Source organism: Hyphomicrobium sp. (assembly GCF_003987855.1).
Classification (GTDB): Bacteria; Pseudomonadota; Alphaproteobacteria; order Rhizobiales; family Hyphomicrobiaceae; genus Hyphomicrobium_B.
In genome coordinates this window covers 261,759-280,639 of sequence record NZ_RXIZ01000004.1, presented here as the reverse complement: position 1 = coordinate 280,639, position 18,881 = coordinate 261,759, and the positions used below count along the sequence as shown (strand labels likewise).

18 protein-coding genes and 1 pseudogene are annotated in these 18,881 nt (G+C 60.4%); 2 read left to right on the top strand and 17 right to left on the bottom strand.

Annotation, left to right across the window (positions count from 1 at the left end; genetic code table 11):
- Window positions 1-160: 160 nt before the first annotated feature.
- The 12 genes from EKK30_RS03615 to EKK30_RS03560 form a co-directional block, all read right to left on the bottom strand.
- Window positions 161-1,462: an AAA family ATPase gene (locus tag EKK30_RS03615; protein WP_290980352.1), complete on the bottom strand. Its 1,302-nt coding sequence runs from the start codon at window positions 1,460-1,462 to the stop codon at window positions 161-163.
- A gap of 208 nt (window positions 1,463-1,670) precedes the next feature.
- Window positions 1,671-1,925, bottom strand: coding sequence for a hypothetical protein (locus EKK30_RS03610; RefSeq protein ID WP_290980349.1), 255 nt, complete (start codon window positions 1,923-1,925; stop codon window positions 1,671-1,673).
- Window positions 1,926-2,041: 116 nt separating this feature from the next.
- Window positions 2,042-3,871, bottom strand: a complete 1,830-nt coding sequence (typA, locus tag EKK30_RS03605) for a translational GTPase TypA (RefSeq protein ID WP_290980345.1) — start codon at window positions 3,869-3,871, stop codon at window positions 2,042-2,044.
- A 190-nt stretch (window positions 3,872-4,061) separates the two neighbouring features.
- Window positions 4,062-4,841, bottom strand: a complete 780-nt coding sequence (locus EKK30_RS03600; RefSeq protein ID WP_290980342.1) for a hypothetical protein — start codon at window positions 4,839-4,841, stop codon at window positions 4,062-4,064.
- A 72-nt stretch (window positions 4,842-4,913) separates the two neighbouring features.
- Window positions 4,914-5,633 carry a site-2 protease family protein gene (locus tag EKK30_RS03595; protein ID WP_290980339.1) on the bottom strand — a complete coding sequence of 240 codons (720 nt, stop codon included), beginning with the start codon at window positions 5,631-5,633 and terminating at the stop codon, window positions 4,914-4,916.
- Window positions 5,634-5,670: 37 nt separating this feature from the next.
- Window positions 5,671-6,198, bottom strand: coding sequence for a hypothetical protein (locus EKK30_RS03590; protein ID WP_290980336.1), 528 nt, complete (start codon window positions 6,196-6,198; stop codon window positions 5,671-5,673).
- Between the two features lies 1 nt (window position 6,199).
- On the bottom strand, window positions 6,200-6,406 hold the full coding sequence (locus tag EKK30_RS03585; protein ID WP_290980333.1) for a TOBE domain-containing protein: 207 nt from the start codon (window positions 6,404-6,406) through the stop codon (window positions 6,200-6,202).
- A gap of 15 nt (window positions 6,407-6,421) precedes the next feature.
- On the bottom strand, window positions 6,422-8,836 hold the full coding sequence (locus tag EKK30_RS03580) for a TonB-dependent siderophore receptor (RefSeq protein ID WP_290980330.1): 2,415 nt from the start codon (window positions 8,834-8,836) through the stop codon (window positions 6,422-6,424).
- 200 nt (window positions 8,837-9,036) lie between these two features.
- Entirely contained in the window at window positions 9,037-9,897 is an 861-nt protein-coding gene (gene aguB / locus EKK30_RS03575; protein WP_290980327.1) for an N-carbamoylputrescine amidase, read from the bottom strand.
- Window positions 9,898-10,923, bottom strand: a complete 1,026-nt coding sequence (locus EKK30_RS03570) for an agmatine deiminase family protein (RefSeq protein ID WP_290980325.1) — start codon at window positions 10,921-10,923, stop codon at window positions 9,898-9,900.
- A gap of 145 nt (window positions 10,924-11,068) precedes the next feature.
- Window positions 11,069-11,287: a hypothetical protein gene (locus EKK30_RS03565; protein ID WP_290980323.1), complete on the bottom strand. Its 219-nt coding sequence runs from the start codon at window positions 11,285-11,287 to the stop codon at window positions 11,069-11,071.
- Between the two features lie 36 nt (window positions 11,288-11,323).
- Entirely contained in the window at window positions 11,324-12,553 is a 1,230-nt protein-coding gene (locus EKK30_RS03560; RefSeq protein ID WP_290980320.1) for an argininosuccinate synthase, read from the bottom strand.
- Window positions 12,554-12,705: 152 nt separating this feature from the next.
- Here EKK30_RS03560 and EKK30_RS03555 point away from each other — a divergent pair, with 152 nt between their 5' ends.
- Together EKK30_RS03555 and EKK30_RS03550 are read left to right on the top strand one after the other, a co-directional pair.
- Window positions 12,706-13,320, top strand: coding sequence for a 2-hydroxychromene-2-carboxylate isomerase (locus tag EKK30_RS03555; protein ID WP_290980318.1), 615 nt, complete (start codon window positions 12,706-12,708; stop codon window positions 13,318-13,320).
- 193 nt (window positions 13,321-13,513) lie between these two features.
- The gene (locus EKK30_RS03550; RefSeq protein ID WP_290980315.1) at window positions 13,514-14,353 is read left to right on the top strand and encodes a hypothetical protein; all 840 of its coding nucleotides are present in this window, start codon (window positions 13,514-13,516) and stop codon (window positions 14,351-14,353) included.
- Between the two features lie 39 nt (window positions 14,354-14,392).
- Here EKK30_RS03550 and EKK30_RS03545 read toward each other — a convergent pair whose 3' ends face one another.
- The 5 genes and pseudogenes from EKK30_RS03545 to EKK30_RS03525 form a co-directional block, all read right to left on the bottom strand.
- Window positions 14,393-14,971: a hypothetical protein gene (locus tag EKK30_RS03545; RefSeq protein ID WP_290980313.1), complete on the bottom strand. Its 579-nt coding sequence runs from the start codon at window positions 14,969-14,971 to the stop codon at window positions 14,393-14,395.
- 125 nt (window positions 14,972-15,096) lie between these two features.
- Complete coding sequence (locus tag EKK30_RS03540) at window positions 15,097-15,744, bottom strand: hypothetical protein (protein WP_290980310.1); 648 nt, start codon at window positions 15,742-15,744, stop codon at window positions 15,097-15,099.
- A 97-nt stretch (window positions 15,745-15,841) separates the two neighbouring features.
- Entirely contained in the window at window positions 15,842-17,032 is a 1,191-nt protein-coding gene (gene rlmN, locus EKK30_RS03535; RefSeq protein ID WP_290980308.1) for a 23S rRNA (adenine(2503)-C(2))-methyltransferase RlmN, read from the bottom strand.
- 124 nt (window positions 17,033-17,156) lie between these two features.
- Window positions 17,157-18,461, bottom strand: a complete 1,305-nt coding sequence (gene hslU, locus EKK30_RS03530) for an ATP-dependent protease ATPase subunit HslU (protein ID WP_290980305.1) — start codon at window positions 18,459-18,461, stop codon at window positions 17,157-17,159.
- A pseudogene (locus EKK30_RS03525) lies at window positions 18,458-18,881 on the bottom strand (hypothetical protein); the annotation flags it as partial. The pseudogene EKK30_RS03525 and the gene hslU, both read right to left, overlap by 4 nt.

Below are 18,881 nucleotides of genomic sequence, written 5' to 3'. Positions count from 1 at the left end.
AAGTTTTTGCTGCGCACGCGCAAGATCGCGACAATTGGTTTTTTCATCGCGTCCTTATGCCCCGAATGTGACAGGCCAAGGTCTAGGGTGGGTAGGCCTTTCGCTATCCAATTGTTCGCACTTGCGAAATAGACTTGGTGTGCACTGCACGCGTCAGTACTCAAAGTTTTGAGAAAACATCGCGATAACCGACCGCATTCGGATCGAACATTATGTCGCGGCGGGTCAGCGGCCGCGCGAGCGCCAATCCCTCCAGGGTCCGGCACCGGGAGAGGGCCACATAGGTTTGCCCGTGGGCGAATGTGCCGGAACCCAGGTCGATATACACCTTGTCGAGGGTGAGGCCCTGGGCCTTATGGATCGTGAGCGCCCAAGCGAGCCGCAGAGGGAACTGCTTGAACGTGCCCGCGACGGTCTCGACGATCTTCTCTTGGGCTTGATCGAAGGCGTAGCGGCGATGTTCCCAGGCGACCTGCTCAACCTCGTACTCTTTGCCGGAGACTTCGACGAAGACCTGCTTCTCGGTCAGCCGGGAAACGCGGGCGATGGTGCCATTGACCCAGCGGCGGTCCGGGTCGTTCCTGAGCATCATGACTTTGGCGCCGGCCTTCAGTTCCAGCGCGCTTTCCGCCGGTTGGACGTTCGCCGTGAACTCACCTGTTATGTTGGCGTCAAAGCGAGAGCCTTTGCCAGGAAGCGCTTCGAGATAAGCCGTGTTGATGCGCTTGGCGGCCGCGTTGGTCGTCGTCAGGATGACGTACGGCTCGCCTTCGGACAGCGTACGAATGGGACTGACGCGTTTGTTGATGAACGCGAGGTCGTCCTCGGTGACGTTGCCGTCGCGAACCGCATTGAGCACGTTGATGAGCTCATTGTCGGTTTGCCGGAATATCTGCTCAAGCTCGAGCAGCGCGGTGCCTGAGCCTTCGCGCAGCGCGCCGATCGAGAAAAAGAAGGGGCTGCCGTGCTCTTCAGTAAGATGGGCCAGGACCTCCGGTTCCTGAATGACCGGCGGCAGTTGATGCAGATCCGCGAACAGCAGCAGGCGGGCGCCACCGAAGGGTTCGCGCGGGCGTCCGCGATTGACGCGAAGCGACTGATCGATCGCCCACATCATATCCGAACGCACCATCGAGGCTTCATCAATGACAACGAATTCAAGCTTGCGCATCACGCGGCCATTGCGGCTGCGGCGGATGTCGTCCCTCTGAATGAGCCTTGGGGGGAAGCCGAAAAACGAGTGGATCGTCTGGCCGCCGATGTTGATTGCCGCAAGCCCTGTGGGGGCGAGGACCACCATGCGATCCTCATAGGCATCGCGCAGGGCTTTAAGAAGCGTCGACTTGCCGGTTCCGGCCCGGCCGGTCACGAAGAGATTGCCCGACTCTTCTTTCATGAAGGCTGCCGCGCGCTCGAACGCGGGCGTTGGCTTGATGTTGTCGGGCCACGCGATCACGGGCATCCCCGTGACTTATGGTCTTCAGCAACAGATCGGGAGAGTCGGAGCATTCAGTGACGGCCTACCAGCGGCCATACACGTGCAATGGATTTGGCCCGGCCAAGAGAAACCAAAGCCCAGAGCGTAAGTCAAACCGGAGAGTGAGGGAAGGATAGTGAGCAAAAAGCGGACGAGCCAAAAGGCTCATCCGCATCGGTCAAATCCGCGATTGTCAGTCCGCGCTCATGTTGAGCAGCTTGAAGTCCTTGTCGAACTTCAGGTCATACGAGCCGTTCTTGCATTTTGCATCGTCAAGCTCGAAGACGCCGGTGCCTTCGGTTTCCTTTTCCCACTTGCCGCCTTCGCACCCGAGTGCCGATGCTGCAGACGTCGCGCTCTTCATTTCTTCCTCGCTCAATGGCGCATCAGCAAAGGCTGGAAGCGACATCGCAAAGACGGCGCAGGCGGCAACGGCAAAACGTTTCATCAGGTCTCTCCTATGACGTGTTCTTGACCCACACCATTTGTGAACGGAAAACGTCAGGTTCAACCCGGGATTTTTTCCCGACGGGCCGAATTCACAAGGAGATGAAACGTTGTTACTCAGCCGGCGCGTTCAGCCTCGCTCTTGCGGCTCTGGCGCTTGCGCTCGTTGGGATCGAGATAGCGCTTGCGAAGGCGGATCGATTTCGGCGTCACCTCGACCAACTCTTCGTCGGTTATGTAGCTCATGGCTTTTTCTAGCGTGAGGCGCATCGGCGGCGTCAGCAGCACGGCGTCGTCCTTGCCGGACGCGCGGACGTTGGTGAGCTTCTTGCCCTTGATGACATTGACCTCAAGATCGTTGTCGCGCGAATGCTCGCCCACGATCATGCCTTCGTAGACCCGATCCTGCGGGTTGATCATGAAGGGCCCGCGATCCTGCAAATTGAAGATCGCGTAGGCAACGGCTTCGCCTGGGCTGTTTGAAATCAGAACGCCGGTGCGGCGGCCCGCGATCTCACCCTTGAACGGCTTATACGAATGGAACAGCTTGTTCATGATGCCGGTGCCGCGCGTGTCGGAGAGAAGCTCCGACTGGTAGCCCAGCAGCCCGCGCGTCGGCACGTGGAACACCATGCGCGTGCGCCCGCCGCCCGAGGGGCGCATCTCGAGGAGATCACCCTTGCGTTCTGAAAGCTTCTGCACGACGACGCCGGTGTAGCCGTCATCGACGTCGATGATGACTTCTTCGATCGGCTCCATGCGCTGGCCGGTTTCCGCGTCCGTTTCGAACACGACCTTGGGGCGTGAAACCGTCAATTCGAAGCCTTCGCGGCGCATATTTTCGATCAGGATCGCGAGCTGAAGTTCGCCGCGACCTGAAACGGAAAAGCTGTCGCGATCCTCGTTTTCGCTGACGCGGATGGCGATGTTGCGCTCGGCTTCCTTCAAGAGACGATCGCGAATGACGCGGCTTTGAACCTTGTCGCCTTCTTGGCCGGCGAAGGGGCCATCGTTGATGCGGAACGTCATCGACAGGGTCGGCGGATCGACAGGCTGGGCGGGAAGCGGCTCCTCGACAGAGGGGTCTGCGAGCGTATCGGCAACGTTGGCTTCGCTCATGCCGGCGAGCGCGATGATGTCGCCGGCGCCAGCGGATTCGACGGGAACGCGTTCGAGGCCGTGGAAGGCCAGAACCTTCTGGACGCGGAAGTTCTCCAGAACTTTGCCGTCGCGATCGAGCGCCTTCAGTGCTTGGTTCGGCTTGACGGTGCCCGCGGTCACGCGGCCGGTCAGAATGCGCCCAAGGAACGGATCGGCGTCGAGCGTCGTCGCCAGCATGCGGAACGGACCATCGTCGACGGCCGGCGGCGGTACGTGTTCAAGGATCAGATCGAACATCGGTCCGAGATTTTCCTGCGGACCTGACGGATCGCGCGCCATCCAACCATTGCGGCCTGAGCCGTATAGGATCGGAAAGTCGAGCTGCTCATCGGTGGCGTCGAGATTGGCGAAGAGATCGAAGACTTCGTTCAAGACGTCGGTGTGGCGCTCGTCGGGGCGATCGATCTTGTTGATGGCGACGATTGGCCGGAGGCCGCGCTTCAAGGCTTTCGATACGACGAATTTGGTCTGCGGCAGCGGGCCTTCCGAGGCGTCGACCAAGACGATGACGCCGTCGACCATGTTCAGGATGCGCTCGACCTCGCCACCGAAGTCGGCGTGGCCTGGCGTATCGACGATATTGATGCGGGTGCCCTTCCACTCGACGCTCGTGCACTTCGCCAGAATGGTGATGCCGCGTTCGCGCTCGAGATCATTGGAATCCATGGCGCGCTCGGCCACCTTCTGATTGTCGCGGAAGGAGCCGGACTGCTTCAGAAGCTCGTCGACGAGTGTCGTCTTGCCATGGTCGACGTGCGCGATGATCGCGATATTGCGAAGTGCCATTTGCAACCTGAAAGTTATGGGAAGCGCCGCGGGCTTGGCCAGCGCGGCGCAATATTGGCTCGCACGTAGCATGACGGCACGGCGGCCCGCTAGGCGGCTCGCGTCATATAAGGTGCGGCTTAACCGTCAAAAAGGCCTTGGAGCCACAGACTGGCACGGAAATTGTTTCAAAACAGCATGGCGGTGCCGATTACCGGCCGGGGACGGGCGCTTTCCCTGCCTCACCTTCCTCCGCCGAACGAAGCTTCGTCAGAAAGACGTCGATATCGGGGCGTGGAGAAGCGTCGCGATCGAGCTTCTTGCGCTGGTATTCCTCCATGACGCGCGCGGAGACGGCCGCGCCCGGCGTTTTTAGACGGCGGCTGCCAGCAATAAGCAGGGGATGCTGCGGCTCTTCGAGATCCAGTTCTTCGAGGAACGTTTCGCGGAGCGCGTAGAACGATTGCAGTATGGCGTCCCGGACGAGCGCCTTCTTCTCCTTCGTAACGTCGGATGCCACGCGCGGATCCAAGGTCTGGATGGCGCGGCGCATGTCATGCAGCGGCGCGTAGGGGTAGAGCCCGACGAGGCCATCGGTCTCGCCGGCGTTGCGATAGACGATGCGCATGGTGTCGATCGTCTCACTCACCCTGTAATAGGCGGCAAGATAGTCGTCGGTGGCGAGATACGGTTTCTCGCAGGTCGACAGCAGCACCGATTTCGTGCGCACGATGTTGCGCCATTCCTCTTCCAGGCTTTCGACGAAGTTCGACCGCTTCTGATAGATGTTGGAGATGTAGGCGACGCCGCCGGTGGCGATCAGCAGGGACATGTCGCGCATGAAATCATAGAAGTTGTTGGCGGCGGAGATGACGAACGGCGGGATGCCGGGAATGTCATTGGCAAACTTCGACGCCAGCAACAGAAGCAGCACGAGCGACAGCAGCCAATAAAGGCGCGCAAGCGTGCGATTGACGGAGACGCGGGTCATCGGGGCTCCCGGCAAGGTCGGTAAGGCGGCGCCAGATATGCACGGAGAAGCGGCAAATTTGCAATCGTCGGGCTAGCGATCTTCGGCTTCAGCGGGTTGTTTGAAGATCGCCCAGTTCATGATCGCGATCTGCGCGCCGATGAGGAGCAGAACAATGCTGCCCCTGAACCCGACGTAGGCACTCCACAGGCCAATGACGACGCCCAGTATGGCGATGGCGCGAACGGCGGTGGGGCGCGGGATGATCGCGCCCAGCATGTCGCGATAGATGCGGCCACCGTCGAGCGGAAACGCGGGAAGTAAATTGAAAACCAGCATCGCGAGATTGATGCGGGCGAGCGTGAAGATGGCATAGATGCCCCACGGGCTGCCGGCGATCGCGGGCAAGGGATCGATCGGTCCAAAGCGGCCGGTCCAGCCGACTTCCGGCCAGCCAAGCACGTACCAACAGAGCAGAAAAATCAGGCCATTCGTCAGCGGCCCGGCGAAGAGGATTACGATGCTGGCGAAGGCGGAGGGCGCGGCCCGGAGCATGCGCGCATAGCCGTAAAATCCGCCGACGAGGATTTCGCCGACCGGCACCCGAAAGAGCCGCGCGAGCGTTGCATGGCCGATCTCATGCAGCAAAACCGAAAGAAAAATGCCGGCGGTCAGGATGGCGAAGGTGTTAGGCGATTGCTGCAGGACGTCGAAAAGAAAGATCGGCACCAGAATAAAGGTGATGTCGATCTTGATCGGAATGCCGGCGAGCCGGAACAGCTCCAGCCTCGGCGTATCAGCGAAAAAGTTCATGGGGTGCCAATAGGCCGAGGGCTGAGGCTGTCAAGCGCTAGTCCGCCTGTTTGACCGTGAACTTCATCTTGTCGTTTTTGATATTGCTGAATTCAAGCGTAAACGGGCCGGGATCCAGCGTGAAGCGAACGCTCTTGCGGACGCCGTCGCAGTCGGACTTGCCGCTGTGGGCTGTCGGCTTCAGCGCCTTGCCATCCTGAACGACGTCGACCCAGCCCGGAACATCCATCGAAACCTGATAGGAGCCCGGCGCGCTGCTCGGGCTGTCGAAGGTCACGATGCCGCCATGCGCTTCGCCTTCCAGCTTGCGCTTGCCGGTCGGCGCGACAGGAAAGGAAACGGCGCTCATGGGTTCAAGCGCCAGGGTGATGGCCTTTTCAGGTGGCTGAGGAAGCTTGGCCCCGGAGGCAGCCGCCTGGCTGTCCGCCGCTTTCATCCATTTCAACTCGGTCGCGATCGACCAAGAGAAACTCTGGCAGCCGCCCGTTTCTGCAGCGAAGGCCTGCGAGGAGATCGCGAGCGCTGCGGCGCATGCCAGCGCGGAAATCCAACGTGCGTTATTCATGTCAGTCCACCGCAACCATGACATCAGAGGCCTTGATGACGGCGGACGCCGACATGCCTTTTTCAAGACCTAGGTCGGCGACGGCTTCGTTGGTGATCGAAGCCGTCACGATGGTGCCGCCGACGTCGATGCGCACGTGAGCCGTCGTCGCGCCTTTCACGACGTCGACAATTTTTCCTTTGAGCACGTTTCTCGCGCTAATCTTCATTCCTAGTCCTTCCTCTCAGAAGCGAGCTCGCAAGTTAGCAAAGAATTGGCGCCCTGGCTCGGGAAAGCCGTCTGCCAGTGAATAATTTTCATCAAGCAGATTGCTGCCTCCAATTGCAATGGATGCATTATCATTGAATGCGTATTCGGCCTGAAAATTGACAAGCGCGTAGGCGCCGAGATTAACGTAGCTCGGGAGTTGCTTGGCGCCGGGGTTCGGCGCTTTGCCGCAGTTGCCGTTTGATGAGCTGATTGGCGTTGCACTGGCGCCGCCGCTTGGGACTAGCGTCGAGGCGCAGCTCGTGACCAGCGATACGCGGTCGGATGCAAGCTCGACGTTTGGCGTGAACGTCAGTTTGTCGGTCACTTTCCACGCCAAGTAGATAAACCCTTTGTGACGCGGCACGCCTTCGAGCTGAGTTGCGGCGACGGCATTTCGTACTGATGCCGACGTTCCAGCGGGCAGATCAGCTGCTGCGCCCACAAAATCCAGATCTCGCTCGGTGTAGGTATAATTTCCTCCGAATCGCAGCGTCCGCGTGACGTCCCAATCGGCCGAAAACTCGACGCCGTAGTAGTGGCCGTCCGGGCTGACGCCAACGATAGAGGTCTTTGCATTGGCCGCCGTGAAAGCGTTTTGGATGCTGTGTTCGACGTCGGAATAGAAGACGGCAGAGGACATGCGGACATTACGAAACACCGTATCTCCGATGCCAATTTCGTAGTTGGTGGCACGCTCGGGGGCGACGTTTGGATCGGGATCCTTGGCGTCGAAGCGGGTGCTGTAACGCTCGAACAATGTCGGGAAGCGCGTTCGGCTTGAGACGTCGGCGTGGACAGATCCTGTCGGGCTGTAGCGATAGATCGCTGCGGTCTGCCAGTTCCATGCGTTGGCGTTGGGCTTTGACGTGCCGGCCTCGACACCGTTCGCAACGTTTTCCAAGACTTGGTTCGTATCGAAGCTGACGCCGGCAACGAGGTCGAGGCTGCTGGTGGCGTGAAAGGTATTTTCGACGGCGAACGACCATACGTCCTCAGCCTGACGCTTGTAGCCATTCTCCGTTACGGCCGGGGGCGAGGTTGCGTAGCTGTAGTTGACGCTGTGTTCGGCGTGCACGTCCTTGCGGTAATGAATTGATCCCTTCAGCGTGTTCATCGGGATCAAGTCGGTGCCCATCTCGACAAAGCCGCCGTATGAATAATCTTCATATGGACTGTCGGCGGTCTGGTTGGTGTACGTCGCGTTGGGATAGAATGAGATCGTGTTGTCGAACGTATTATAATAGATGTTTGTCTTGATATATGAGGCGTCGCCGAGCTTCGTTTTCGATAACCACGAGAGGCTCGAGGTATTCCAATCGGGCCATTGCCAATATCGAACCTGATTGCCGTTGAAGTATCCTTGAACGATCTGGCGGTCGACGTGGAGCGGCGCATCCTTCTCGCTCTGCTGATTTGTATAGTTGATGCTATATTCGTCAGTGGCGTTCGGCGTGATGCCGACCTTGGTGTTTATGCGCCAATCCCTAAAGTCCGAGTGGTCGCGATCGCCGCCGTTTTCGTAGGGAAAGCCCTGGGCCACGCCGTTGCTGTAGCCGAGGGTGCCGGGGCCTGCAGGCGTGAAATCGTGCGACAGATTGAAATGGTCCTGGTCGACGATCGTACCTGAAATTTGTGCGTAATAGCCCTTCTGGCGCGTGCCGGCGAACGCATATGCGTTCCAGGAATTCAGATCGTCGACGTCGCCATTGACGATAACGCCGGCACGACCCTCGATTTCTATTTCCTTCGTCGGCTTGCGCGAGACAAGATTGATTGCGCCGCCTTCGCCGCCCGGCCCATTCAGGACGGATACGTAGCCTTTCGCGACCTGAACTTCGGCGCGATTCATGTCGATCCGGTTGTCGGCGGGAAGGTAAACCCTGACGCCGTCGATCGAGAGCGGAACCTGAAAGCGATTGAATCCGCGAACGAAGATATCGCCTTCATTGCGCGAGCCGCTGGAGTTGGCTTGTGGTGAGCCTGTGCTTGACCACGAAACGCCGGGCAGCAAGTTTGCGGCTTGGCCGAGCGACTGCTTATTGAACGTCCACATAGCCTCGCTGGTGATGGTCGATCCGCCAATCATGTCGAGCTGGCCGAGCGTGAAGACGCCCGTCGCGATCGCAGGCGCGCCTCCGGAGCCTGCTGCTTTGCTCGATCCGGCTTGTCCATTGCCGCCGGTCGGTTGAGATACGGTCTGTGCTTGAGGCTTTCGCTTCGTGGCCGACACCGGCTGATTTGGAGAGTTCACGACCACTGGCGGCAGAACGCTCGCCTCGTCGGCCGTCACGTTGCCTCCTGGCGTCGGCGCCTCCTGTGCCCGCAAAAACTTGGAACCCGTGAACGATAGACACACGACCGCAATCGCAGCGACGGAACGCTTACGCACTTTTCTTACCCCCACACTCCGGCACCCCCCGGTGCCTTTTGTGGCGATATATTCGTTGGGCTATAACGAAGAACAAGCGGAAATATTACGATTTATTGATAATCGCTGGGTGTGTTGATTTTGGACCACGTGAGCATTGCACGAATGCGTAGCGCCGGCTGAGGCCGGCGCTGCACAGACGTCGCGTCAATCGTGACGAATTAAATGATGCTCTTGGCGTAGAGGTCGGTGCGGCGATCGCGGAAGAAGCCCCAATCGGCGCGATAGCTCTCGATAAGGTCGAGATCGAAGGTGTGGACGAGCACGCCCTCGTCTTCAGCATCGAATTTTTGCACCAGCTCGCCGCGATGGTCGCTGATAAAGGAGTGGCCGTAAAACTTCTGCTTCACGCCGGCGTTGTCCTCGAGGCCGATGCGGTTGGCAGCGACGATCGGGACGGCGTTGGAGACAGCGTGGCCCTGCATTGCGCGCTGCCATTGAAGATGCGTGTCGAGGCTCGCGTCGTAGGGTTCGGAGCCAATGGCGGTCGGATAGAAGAGAACTTCCGCACCCTGGAGCACCATGGCGCGGGCGGTTTCCGGATACCATTGATCCCAGCAGATACCGACGCCAATCTTGCCGTGCTTCGTGCTCCAGGTTCTGAAGCCCGTGTCGCCAGGGCGGAAATAATATTTCTCCTGATAGCCCGGGCCATCCGGAATATGGCTCTTGCGGTAGACGCCGAGGATTTCGCCGTCAGCGTCGGCAATGGCGATGCTGTTGTAGTAGCGCGGTCCATCCTTCTCGAAGAAGGAAATGGGGATGACGACGCCGAGCGATTTTGCAAGTTCACGCAGGCGGAGGACGCATGGATGCTCCATCACGGGGCGCGCGGTCTCGAACCATTTCGGATCCTGCCTGGTGCAGAAGTAAATGCCTTCGAACAATTCCGAGGGCAGAATGACTTCCGCGCCCCGGCCCGCCGCCTCGCGGATGAAAGTTTCCGTCTTGGCGATATTGGTTTCGAGGTCGGGACCGTAGGAGGTCTGAATGCTCCCGACGGTGATCGAACGTCGCGCCATTTAGAGAGGCTCCTGTTGCGTGATGCAGTGAAACGATCCGCCGCCGGCTTCACCGCAGCCCAGCAGGCCTCGGGAAGAGACGCCGACAACTGCGCGGGTGGGGAAAACAGCTTGCAGCGCTGAAAGCGCGTCGGCCTCGGTAGCAGTGCCATAAATCGGAACGACGACAACATCGTTCGCGATGATGAAATTCATGTGGGATGCGGGAGAGATTTCCCCAAGGGCGTTGCGATAAAGACCGACGCCGGGAATACGGATGACCTCGATGGTGCGGCCGGCGGCATCCGTCGCTTTCGCGAGAGACGCGGCAATGGCATCAAGGATCTCGGCGTTGGGGTCATCAGCCCCGGCTGGCGCCTGACAAACAACGCGGCCCGGCGCAACGAAGCGCGCGATGTTGTCGATGTGGCCATCGGTGTGGTCATTCTTGAGGCCTTCGTCGATCCAGATGACCTTCTTGGCGCCGAATGCCTCAGCAAGTGCGGCCTCGGCTGCCTCCTTGCTCCAGCCGTTGCGGTTGGGATTGAGCAGCGTCTGCTGTGTGGCGAGGATCGTCCCTTCGCCGTCATGGTCGACTGCGCCGCCTTCGAGCACGAAATCGAAACGGCGCACCGTCGCATCCGACAGGCGCGCGACTTCGTCGCCCACCGTGGCATCGTCGGGAAGATCGTACTTGCCGCCCCAGCTGTTCGTCTTGAACCTCAGCGCGATCTTGTCATCGCCGGTATACGCGAAGATCGGCCCAGTATCGCGCAACCAGATGTCACCATATTTTGCCGGAATGAGTTCGGCGATGTCGCTGAGGGCAGCGGCGGCGGAGGCTTTCGCCTCATCACCGTTGACGAGCAGGCGGACGTTGTTGCCGGCGATGCACAAAGCGCGGATGAGAGCCGCGACGTCGCGGCGCGGCGTTTCGAGATCGCCGTTCCATTCGTTGGGATCGGCGGGCCATGCGGTCCAAATCGCCTTCTGAGGCGCCCATTCGGCAGGTGTCACCACCGGCGAGGCGTTCGCCGCAACTGTCATAATTCAAATCCTCGTCAATCGAATGGTGAAGCGAGCAGTGCCAAGAGCCGCGATGTCGGGGATGGCGACCCTTGCGTCAAGACCGAAGCAGCCACGCGGGTGAAAAATGGGCTTCGGCCGGCGTGAAATTTACCATCGTGACGCGTCAGACGCGCCGGCCGAAGAGCGAGCCGATCAATGCCACGATGATGACGGCGGGAATGACGACCAGCGCAACCGCGCCGATCGTGATGGCAAGACCGAACATGACGAAGGCGATCACGCCGAACAGCAAGATCGCCGCCATGAAGACGACGATCTTGAAAAGCCACTCGCGCCAGCCGGTGAGTACCGTCGTCTCGCCGTTTCTCGTGATGACGATCATGTTGGCCTCCACATTCCGGCGCGGTGCCGATCCTGATCAACTCTGGTTGCGCCGCCCAAGTGTTCGCAGGCGGAGCGCGTTGAGCTTGATGAAGCCTTGCGCATCCTTCTGGTCGTAGGCGCCCTTGTCGTCTTCGAAGGTCACGAGGGTCGACGAATAGAGCGACTTGGCGCTTTCGCGGCCGACCGGGATGACGTTGCCCTTGTAGAGCTCGAGCGTCACTTCGCCTTCGACGCTTTCCTGGCTCTTGTCGATCAGAGCCTGCAGCATCTCACGCTCGGGCGAGAACCAGAAGCCATTATAGATCAGCTCGGCGTAGCGCGGCATGATCTCATCTTTCAGATGCGCGGCGCCACGGTCGAGCGTCAGGCTTTCGATGGCGCGGTGGGCGGCGAGCAGGATCGTGCCACCGGGCGTTTCGTAGACGCCGCGTGATTTCATGCCGACAAAGCGGTTCTCGACGAGATCGATGCGGCCGATGCCGTTGTCGCGGCCGAGATCGTTCAGAGCCTTTAGAAGGGTCGCGGGGGAAAGCGCCTTGCCGTCGATCGATACGGCATCACCTTTTTTGAAGCCGATCTTGATGGTCGTGACCTTATCGGGCGCAGCCATCGGCGAGATGGTGCGCTGATAGACGACCTCCGGCGGCTTCTTGGCGGGGTCTTCCAGCACTTTGCCTTCTGAAGAAGAATGCAAAAGGTTGGCGTCGACCGAGAACGGCGATTCGCCTTCCTTGTCCTTGGCGACTGGGATCTGATGGTCGCGGGCGAACTTCAAAAGTTCCTCGCGGCCTTTGAAGGACCACTCACGCCAAGGCGCGATGATCTTTATTCCGGGTTCAAGCGCGTAATAGCCGAGTTCGAAGCGCACCTGATCGTTGCCCTTGCCCGTGGCGCCGTGGCAGACGGCGTCGGCACCGACTTTCTTGGCGATCTCGATCTGCTTTTGAGCGATCAGTGGGCGCGCGATCGAAGTGCCGAGAAGATAGACGCCCTCGTAGACCGTGTTCGCGCGAAACATCGGAAAGACGAAGTCGCGGACGAATTTCTCGCGCAGATCTTCGACGAAGATGTTTTCGGGCTTGATCCCGAGCATCAGCGCCTTCTGGCGGGCGGGCTCGAGCTCTTCGCCCTGGCCGAGATCGGCCGTGAACGTCACAACCTCGGCGCCATAGGTCTCCTGCAGCCACTTCAGGATGATGGAGGTGTCGAGGCCGCCCGAATAGGCGAGGACAACTTTCTTCACGGACTTGGGCGCGGCGCTCATGGGCGGTCTGGCTCTTTCGGCTCTTGAGGATTGTGCGAAGGTGAGAAAACGCGCGGCACTATAGGGTCGGCGGCGTTTGCCGCAAGGGCGGTGGACACAAGAACACGACTTGTCGCAAGTACAGCTGACGTTTGGTGAATATGAGAGAGGGCATGAAACCCCGCATCGACTTCTGGTACGAGTTCGCCTCGACCTATTCCTACCTCAGCGCCATGCGCATCGAGGAAGACGCGGCGCGCGCCGGCGTCGATATCGAATGGCGGCCGTTTCTGCTTGGCCCGATCTTCAAGGCGCATGGCTGGACAACATCGCCCTTCAATCTCTACCCGGCGAAGGGACGCTACATGCAGCGCGATATCGCGCGCATCGCGGAGAGCCGCGGACTTTCTTTCAAGATGCCGGAAACTTTTCCGGCCAATGGACTCAAGGCGGCGCGACTTGCGATCGCGGCCAAGGCGGAAGGCGGCACGGCAGCATTCACGCGCGCTGTTTACGCCGCCGCTTTCGGCAGGGGCTTGGACGTCTTTGATGACGCCGTGTTGACGGACTGCTTGGTTTCCGCCGGGCTCGATCCCGATGCGATGCGCGAACGCGCTGCTGACGTTGAGACAAAGACGGCTCTGCGGGACAACACGGACGAAGCGATCGCGCGCGGGATTTTCGGTGCGCCGAGCTTCACGACGGAAGACGGCGAGCTCTTCTGGGGTGACGATCGACTGGATCAGGCGCTGGCGTGGGCCGTCGCGCACAAAGCATCAAAGTCGTGAGATTCGTTTCGTTCTGTTACTGACCGCGATCAAGGCGTTACGGCGCTTTGCCGACATGCAGGATGTCTTTCACGCGCAATTCTGCATTGCACTCGATTCGTGAACATAAAAAAGGCATGACATCGGTGTTTGCGGTGTTTCGGCCAATTGGAAGCTGCTAATGGGTTTCGAAGCTAACGCAGGGGGGACGGTCGTGAGCAGATCGATTCGCATTGCCGGAAAGTTCTTATGGCTCGGGCTTTTGAGCGGGATTTTGGCGGTTCCACTCGCTGCCGAAGAATTAACCGTCACCGTTCCTCCGGATGATTCGCCAGCGCAGGCGCAGTCAGAAGATCCGACATCGCATCCGACGGATTCGGCCGCGCCGGCTGCTCCTGAAGCTGCGGCTCCGGCGCCAGCCACAGCCGAAGCTCCGCCAGCTCCCGTCAAGAAGCACGAGAAAACGAAGAAGGCAGCGAAGGCTGCCGTGCCCGCCAATGCCGTTGCGGAGGCGCCGCCTGCAGATGGTGCTGCCGCTTCCGGTGCTCCGGCAGCCAAGCCTGCAGCGAAGAAAGCGAAAACGGCCAAGGCATCCTGTCTCAATCTGACGGAAGAGGCATGCGGAACGAACACCGCCTGCATCTGGGTTTCGGCCGGTACGAACGACGCCGGCAAAGAAACGAAGGCGCGGTGCCGGTCTCTCGCTATTCTGAAGAAAGAAGAAGAGAAGGCGCAGAAGGCCAATAAGGCTGCTGACGCGAAGGGTGCCACGGGTGCCGGTGGGGCTGAAGTTTTGCCTTGGGCAGCCAATGGGGCGGCCGCGAAACCTGCGGCCGGTGCTACGACCGGTACCACAACCACGGCTGCAGCCACGACGACCGGCACGGAAACCGCAAAGCCAGCCAAGAAAGCCAAGACTGCAGCGAAGAAGGCGAAACCGAAACCGGCGGCTGCTCCGGCTGAAGAAGCTCCGGCAGCAGCAGCTGCGGCTGCTCCGGCCGGGGGCGACGCAGCACCGCCAGCTGACACCTCAGGCGCGTCGGGCGCTGACTGATTTTCAGAAGCCGTCGCGAGAGCGGCGGCTTTCTTGTTTTCAGTGAAGGTATTTCGGCCAGTAGTCAGGCGCCGTTACGTTGCGCGCGAGGCTGCGCTGGCCTTCGGGACTTCCGAACACCAATCGCCACTGGGAGCAGGCGGCGTCCGCCGCGTCCATCGCCGATGTGCTGGCGCGGGCGGTCGGGGCAGCGACGGCGTAGGGCACGCCGTAGGACAGCATCATCGCCACCATCGGGCCCTGATACATCGTCCAGGGCGACATTCCCCAGAAGGAGGGAATCGCGGCGCCGGCAAACATCGGGTTCATCGGCAGAGCCGGCACCGATCGCGCTTGAGGATTTGGCCAATATGCCTGCGAACACGCGCTCGCCATGGCCATCCACGACTGCATCAAGTCGGGCTGCTGGGGCGCCACTTTCGGCGGCGCCGGGGCGAACCATTCGCTGAACCACATCATCGGATTTGGCTGCGGCTCGGGTTCAGGCGTTGGCGTCGAGAGGTCTTCCAAGGCCCGCTTCTGGCAGGCAAGAGCGGCGGCCACGGAGGCCTGGCCCATCTCGAACATCGCTTCCGTCGCTTTCTGCAGAAAGCGGAAATGCAGGGCACAATCGAACAACGGTGATATCCCTCGGGGGTCCTGCGACATTATATAGCGCGTTTGTTGCGACGCAGCAACAGCGGACATTCATCCGGGGCTTTTTGGTTAATCACGATATCGAGAGGTTGCGAAGGTATTCGGGTTCAATCGGCCCGGGTGCTCGGGTCATCGCCATCAGCAGCGTCGGGATCGGCGCGGGAGGTGCGGTTGGCAAATCTCAGCCGTTCGAGTGCTGGCATCCGCCACCGCGGACGCTCATCCGGATTTGGCGGCCGAGTGATGACGACCTCGCTCGATTCCTCGTCATTCTCGCGCGCCGTTCCCGAGGCCGACGCAGCGAGCAAATGATTCTCGGGTTGGGGAGCCCGCCCCGCGAACTGTCCGGCGGAGAGCCAGTAAACGAAGCCGCCTGCAAAGCCGACGGTCATGAAGGCCTTGACGGCGTAGTTGTTGAGAATGGTTGGCTGGCCGGCGACCTCGCTCGCGTACTGCACGCTAAAGCCCAGGAAAGCGATCGCGATGCCGACCAGAAGGTAGAACGCCAGCGTGCGGATGGAAAACCATTCGCTGATCACCGCCGTGATCAAAACGAACACCGAGGCGAAGATGGCGATGTGCGTGGCAGCCAGAAGCGCAAGGTCGAACGTTTCGCTGAGTGTCTTGGGAAGCCGGTCCAAGGGTCCGGCGAGCACGTCGATGTCGACGAACAGCACGGTGACCAGTCCGGCAGCGAGGCTCGCAACTGCCCAGCCAAAGACGATACGCGCCAATGTGCGAACGAAGCCAAGCACGAGATCTACGCCCCAAGTCCACCCTTCGGCGCGAAGTCTATATAGGGCTGGGGTTGGGGCTCAACAGGAATAACGAACCGGTCCAATGGCGGCAGCGCTAGTTGGCTGCCGTCGTAGTGCGTTCTTTCGCGGAGAGCCGCTGGCTTTCCGACCTGAGCTGACCGCAGGCCGCGAGAATGTCCCGGCCGCGCGGGGTGCGCACCGGGCTCGCATAACCGGCGCGGTTCACGACGTCGGCGAAGCGCTCGATCGTTTCCCAATCGGAGCACTCATAGCGTGTGCCGGGCCAGGGATTGAATGGTATCAGATTGATTTTCGCAGGAATTCCAGCGAGCAGCCGAACGAGCGCGCGTGCCTCGGCAAGGCTGTCGTTCACGCCTTTCAGCATCACGTATTCGAAGGTGATGCGGCGGGCATTCGAGAGGCCGGGATAGTTGCGGCAGGCCTCCATCAGCTCGGCGATCGGGTACTTCTTGTTGATCGGCACCAGCTCGTCGCGCAGCGCGTCGTTCGTGGCGTGCAGCGAGATCGCAAGCATGGTGTCGGCTTCCTCGCCCCATCGCGGGATCTCAGGGACGACGCCCGAAGTCGAAAGCGTAATGCGGCGCTTGGATAACGACAGGCCGTCGCCGTCGGAAGCGACCTCCATCGCGGCTTTGACGTTGTCGAAATTGTAGAGCGGCTCGCCCATGCCCATGAGGACGACGTTGGTGATCTTGCGCTCGGCGTTGGGAAGCAGGCGGCCATCCTCCGGTCCCTTGGCTCCGGGCCAGTCGCCGATGCGGTCGCGCGCCAGCATGATCTGGCCGACGATCTCTTGGGCTTCGAGGTTGCGGACCAGGCGCTGGGTGCCGGTGTGGCAGAACGAGCAATTCAGCGTGCAGCCGACCTGACTCGAAATGCAGAGCGTCCCGCGATCGCTTTCGGGAATGTAGACCGTCTCGATCTCGGGCGGGCGGGCTTCATGACTGCGCTTGGGCAAGCGCAGGAGCCACTTGCGCGTGCCATCGATAGAGATCTGCTCGGACACGATTTCGGGACGATCGAGCGAATAGAGCTCGCTTAGCTGACGGCGCAGATCCTTCGAAACGTCCGTCATGTCTTCGAAGCTCGTGACGCCGCGAACGTACAGCCAGCTCCACAGCTGGCCGACGCGCATGCGCAATTGCTTTTCGGGGACGCCGGCGGCAGCGAGCGCAAGCTTCAAGCCGTCGCGCGTCAGTCCCGCGAGCGAGGGCTTCGCGGCGGATGCGTCGGTGTCGATCTTAACTAAGGGCGCGGCGGTCATAATCAAAAAATGGCTTTGAGCTTCGGAAGCGGCCTCTTTTACAGGCGTTCGCGGTTCGTGGATAGCGGGCCCATTGTCCTGGCATCGTCGCGCCGGTCGCGGCAGCTAATGCCGGAATGGCGAACTATAGAATAAATCGGCTCAGATCGGCGTTCTTGGAGAGCTGGCCGACCCGGGAGGTGACGTAGGAACCGTCGACCACGACGGTCGCGCCGCTTTTGTCGGAGGCCTCGAACGACACTTCGTCGAGCACGCGCTCCAGTACCGTCTGTAGGCGCCGCGCGCCGATGTTCTCGACGGTCGAGTTCACCTCGACCGCGGCGTCGGCCAGCGCGTCGATGGCATCGGGACGAAATTCGAGCGTCAGGCCCTCGGTTTCCATCAGCGCGATGTATTGTTTGATGAGGCTCGCCTGCGGCTCGGTCAGAATGCGCTTCATGTCATCTCGCGTCAAAGCGTTGAGTTCGACGCGGATCGGCAAGCGGCCTTGCAGCTCGGGCAGCAAGTCGGAGGGTTTTGAAACGTGGAACGCGCCCGAAGCGATGAAGAGAATGTGGTCGGTTTTCACCGGCCCGTATTTCGTCGCGACGGTCGTGCCTTCGATCAACGGCAGGAGGTCCCGCTGCACGCCTTCGCGAGACACATCGGCGCCGCCGCGCGTGCCGTCGCCGCGTGATGAAATCTTGTCGATCTCATCGAGGAAGACGATGCCATTGTTTTCGACGGCAGCAATCGCTTCGCCGGAGATCTGATCGCTATCAATCAGCTTGTCGCTTTCCTCGGCGATGAGAATTTCAAAGCTGTCCTTGACGTTGACGCGCCGCGACTTCGTCCGCTGGCCAAGCGCCTTACCCAGCATCTCGCCGATGTTGATCGTTGCCATCGAGCCGCCGGGCATGTCGAATGTCGGGATGGGGGAGCCCGTATCGGCGACGAGGATCTCGATTTCCTTGTCGTTCAATTCGTTGTTGCGCAACTTCTTGCGGAAACTGTCGCGCGTGGATGGAGATGCGTTGGAGCCGACAAGTGCATCAAGCACGCGCTCTTCGGCGGCTTTTTCGGCTTTCGCGCGCACGCCTTGACGTTTTGACTCTTTGACAAGGCCCATGCCGACCTCAACGAGATCGCGGATAATGCTTTCGACGTCGCGGCCGACGTAGCCGACCTCGGTAAACTTCGTTGCTTCGACTTTGAGGAACGGCGCGCCTGCAAGTTTTGCGAGGCGGCGCGAGATTTCGGTTTTGCCGACGCCGGTCGGGCCGATCATCAGAATGTTTTTCGGCAGGACTTCGTCACGCAGTTCACCGGTCAATTGCTGGCGGCGCCAACGGTTGCGCAAGGCGATGGCGACGGCGCGTTTGGCGTCGCCCTGGCCGACAATATAGCGATCGAGTTCGGATACGATTTCACGCGGGGAGAAGTTGGTCATTGTCTCGCTTGGGGAAGGTAGGGACCGAGGGGTGTCGCATTGAGAACCGGCAAAAGCCGGTTGCGCAGCGGGTGCCAGAAGACACCAAGGATCAGGACGAAGCCGCCGACGAGAGCGAGCGTCAACGTAAAGGACGATGGAAGATTGCCGCTATGGGGCAGTTCCACGCTTCCGCTCAGAAGGCTGTATACGGCCGCGCAGAAGTAGGTCAGTGACGAGACCAGCAGGGCACGCCGGTCAATCGCGAGCGCGAAGAGCCCCAGGCCGAGAACGGTCAGGAGAATGGCCATGGATGCCATCGGGCCGTTCGTCGTTTCCTTGATGAACGTGATCATCGGCGAAACGATCAACGCGGCGGCGACGAGATGCAGCCAAAAGGCGCAATCGGAAAAACGCGTAATGCGCTTGGGATCGCGAAAG

Bases quoted from the DNA above. Each gene is read 5' to 3' on its own strand.
- EKK30_RS03585 (WP_290980333.1), bottom strand. From the start codon at position 6,406: ATGAAGATTAGCGCGAGAAACGTGCTCAAAGGAAAAATTGTCGACGTC.
- EKK30_RS03595 (WP_290980339.1), bottom strand. From the start codon at position 5,633: ATGAACTTTTTCGCTGATACGCCGAGGCTGGAGCTGTTCCGGCTCGCC.
- EKK30_RS03560 (WP_290980320.1), bottom strand. From the start codon at position 12,553: ATGAGCGCCGCGCCCAAGTCCGTGAAGAAAGTTGTCCTCGCCTATTCG.
- EKK30_RS03570 (WP_290980325.1), bottom strand. From the start codon at position 10,923: ATGACAGTTGCGGCGAACGCCTCGCCGGTGGTGACACCTGCCGAATGG.
- EKK30_RS03615 (WP_290980352.1), bottom strand. From the start codon at position 1,462: ATGCCCGTGATCGCGTGGCCCGACAACATCAAGCCAACGCCCGCGTTC.
- rlmN (WP_290980308.1), bottom strand. From the start codon at position 17,032: ATGACCGCCGCGCCCTTAGTTAAGATCGACACCGACGCATCCGCCGCG.
- aguB (WP_290980327.1), bottom strand. From the start codon at position 9,897: ATGGCGCGACGTTCGATCACCGTCGGGAGCATTCAGACCTCCTACGGT.
- EKK30_RS03600 (WP_290980342.1), bottom strand. From the start codon at position 4,841: ATGACCCGCGTCTCCGTCAATCGCACGCTTGCGCGCCTTTATTGGCTG.
- EKK30_RS03610 (WP_290980349.1), bottom strand. From the start codon at position 1,925: ATGAAACGTTTTGCCGTTGCCGCCTGCGCCGTCTTTGCGATGTCGCTT.
- EKK30_RS03590 (WP_290980336.1), bottom strand. From the start codon at position 6,198: ATGAATAACGCACGTTGGATTTCCGCGCTGGCATGCGCCGCAGCGCTC.
- EKK30_RS03565 (WP_290980323.1), bottom strand. From the start codon at position 11,287: ATGATCGTCATCACGAGAAACGGCGAGACGACGGTACTCACCGGCTGG.
- hslU (WP_290980305.1), bottom strand. From the start codon at position 18,461: ATGACCAACTTCTCCCCGCGTGAAATCGTATCCGAACTCGATCGCTAT.
- typA (WP_290980345.1), bottom strand. From the start codon at position 3,871: ATGGCACTTCGCAATATCGCGATCATCGCGCACGTCGACCATGGCAAG.
- EKK30_RS03555 (WP_290980318.1), top strand. From the start codon at position 12,706: ATGAAACCCCGCATCGACTTCTGGTACGAGTTCGCCTCGACCTATTCC.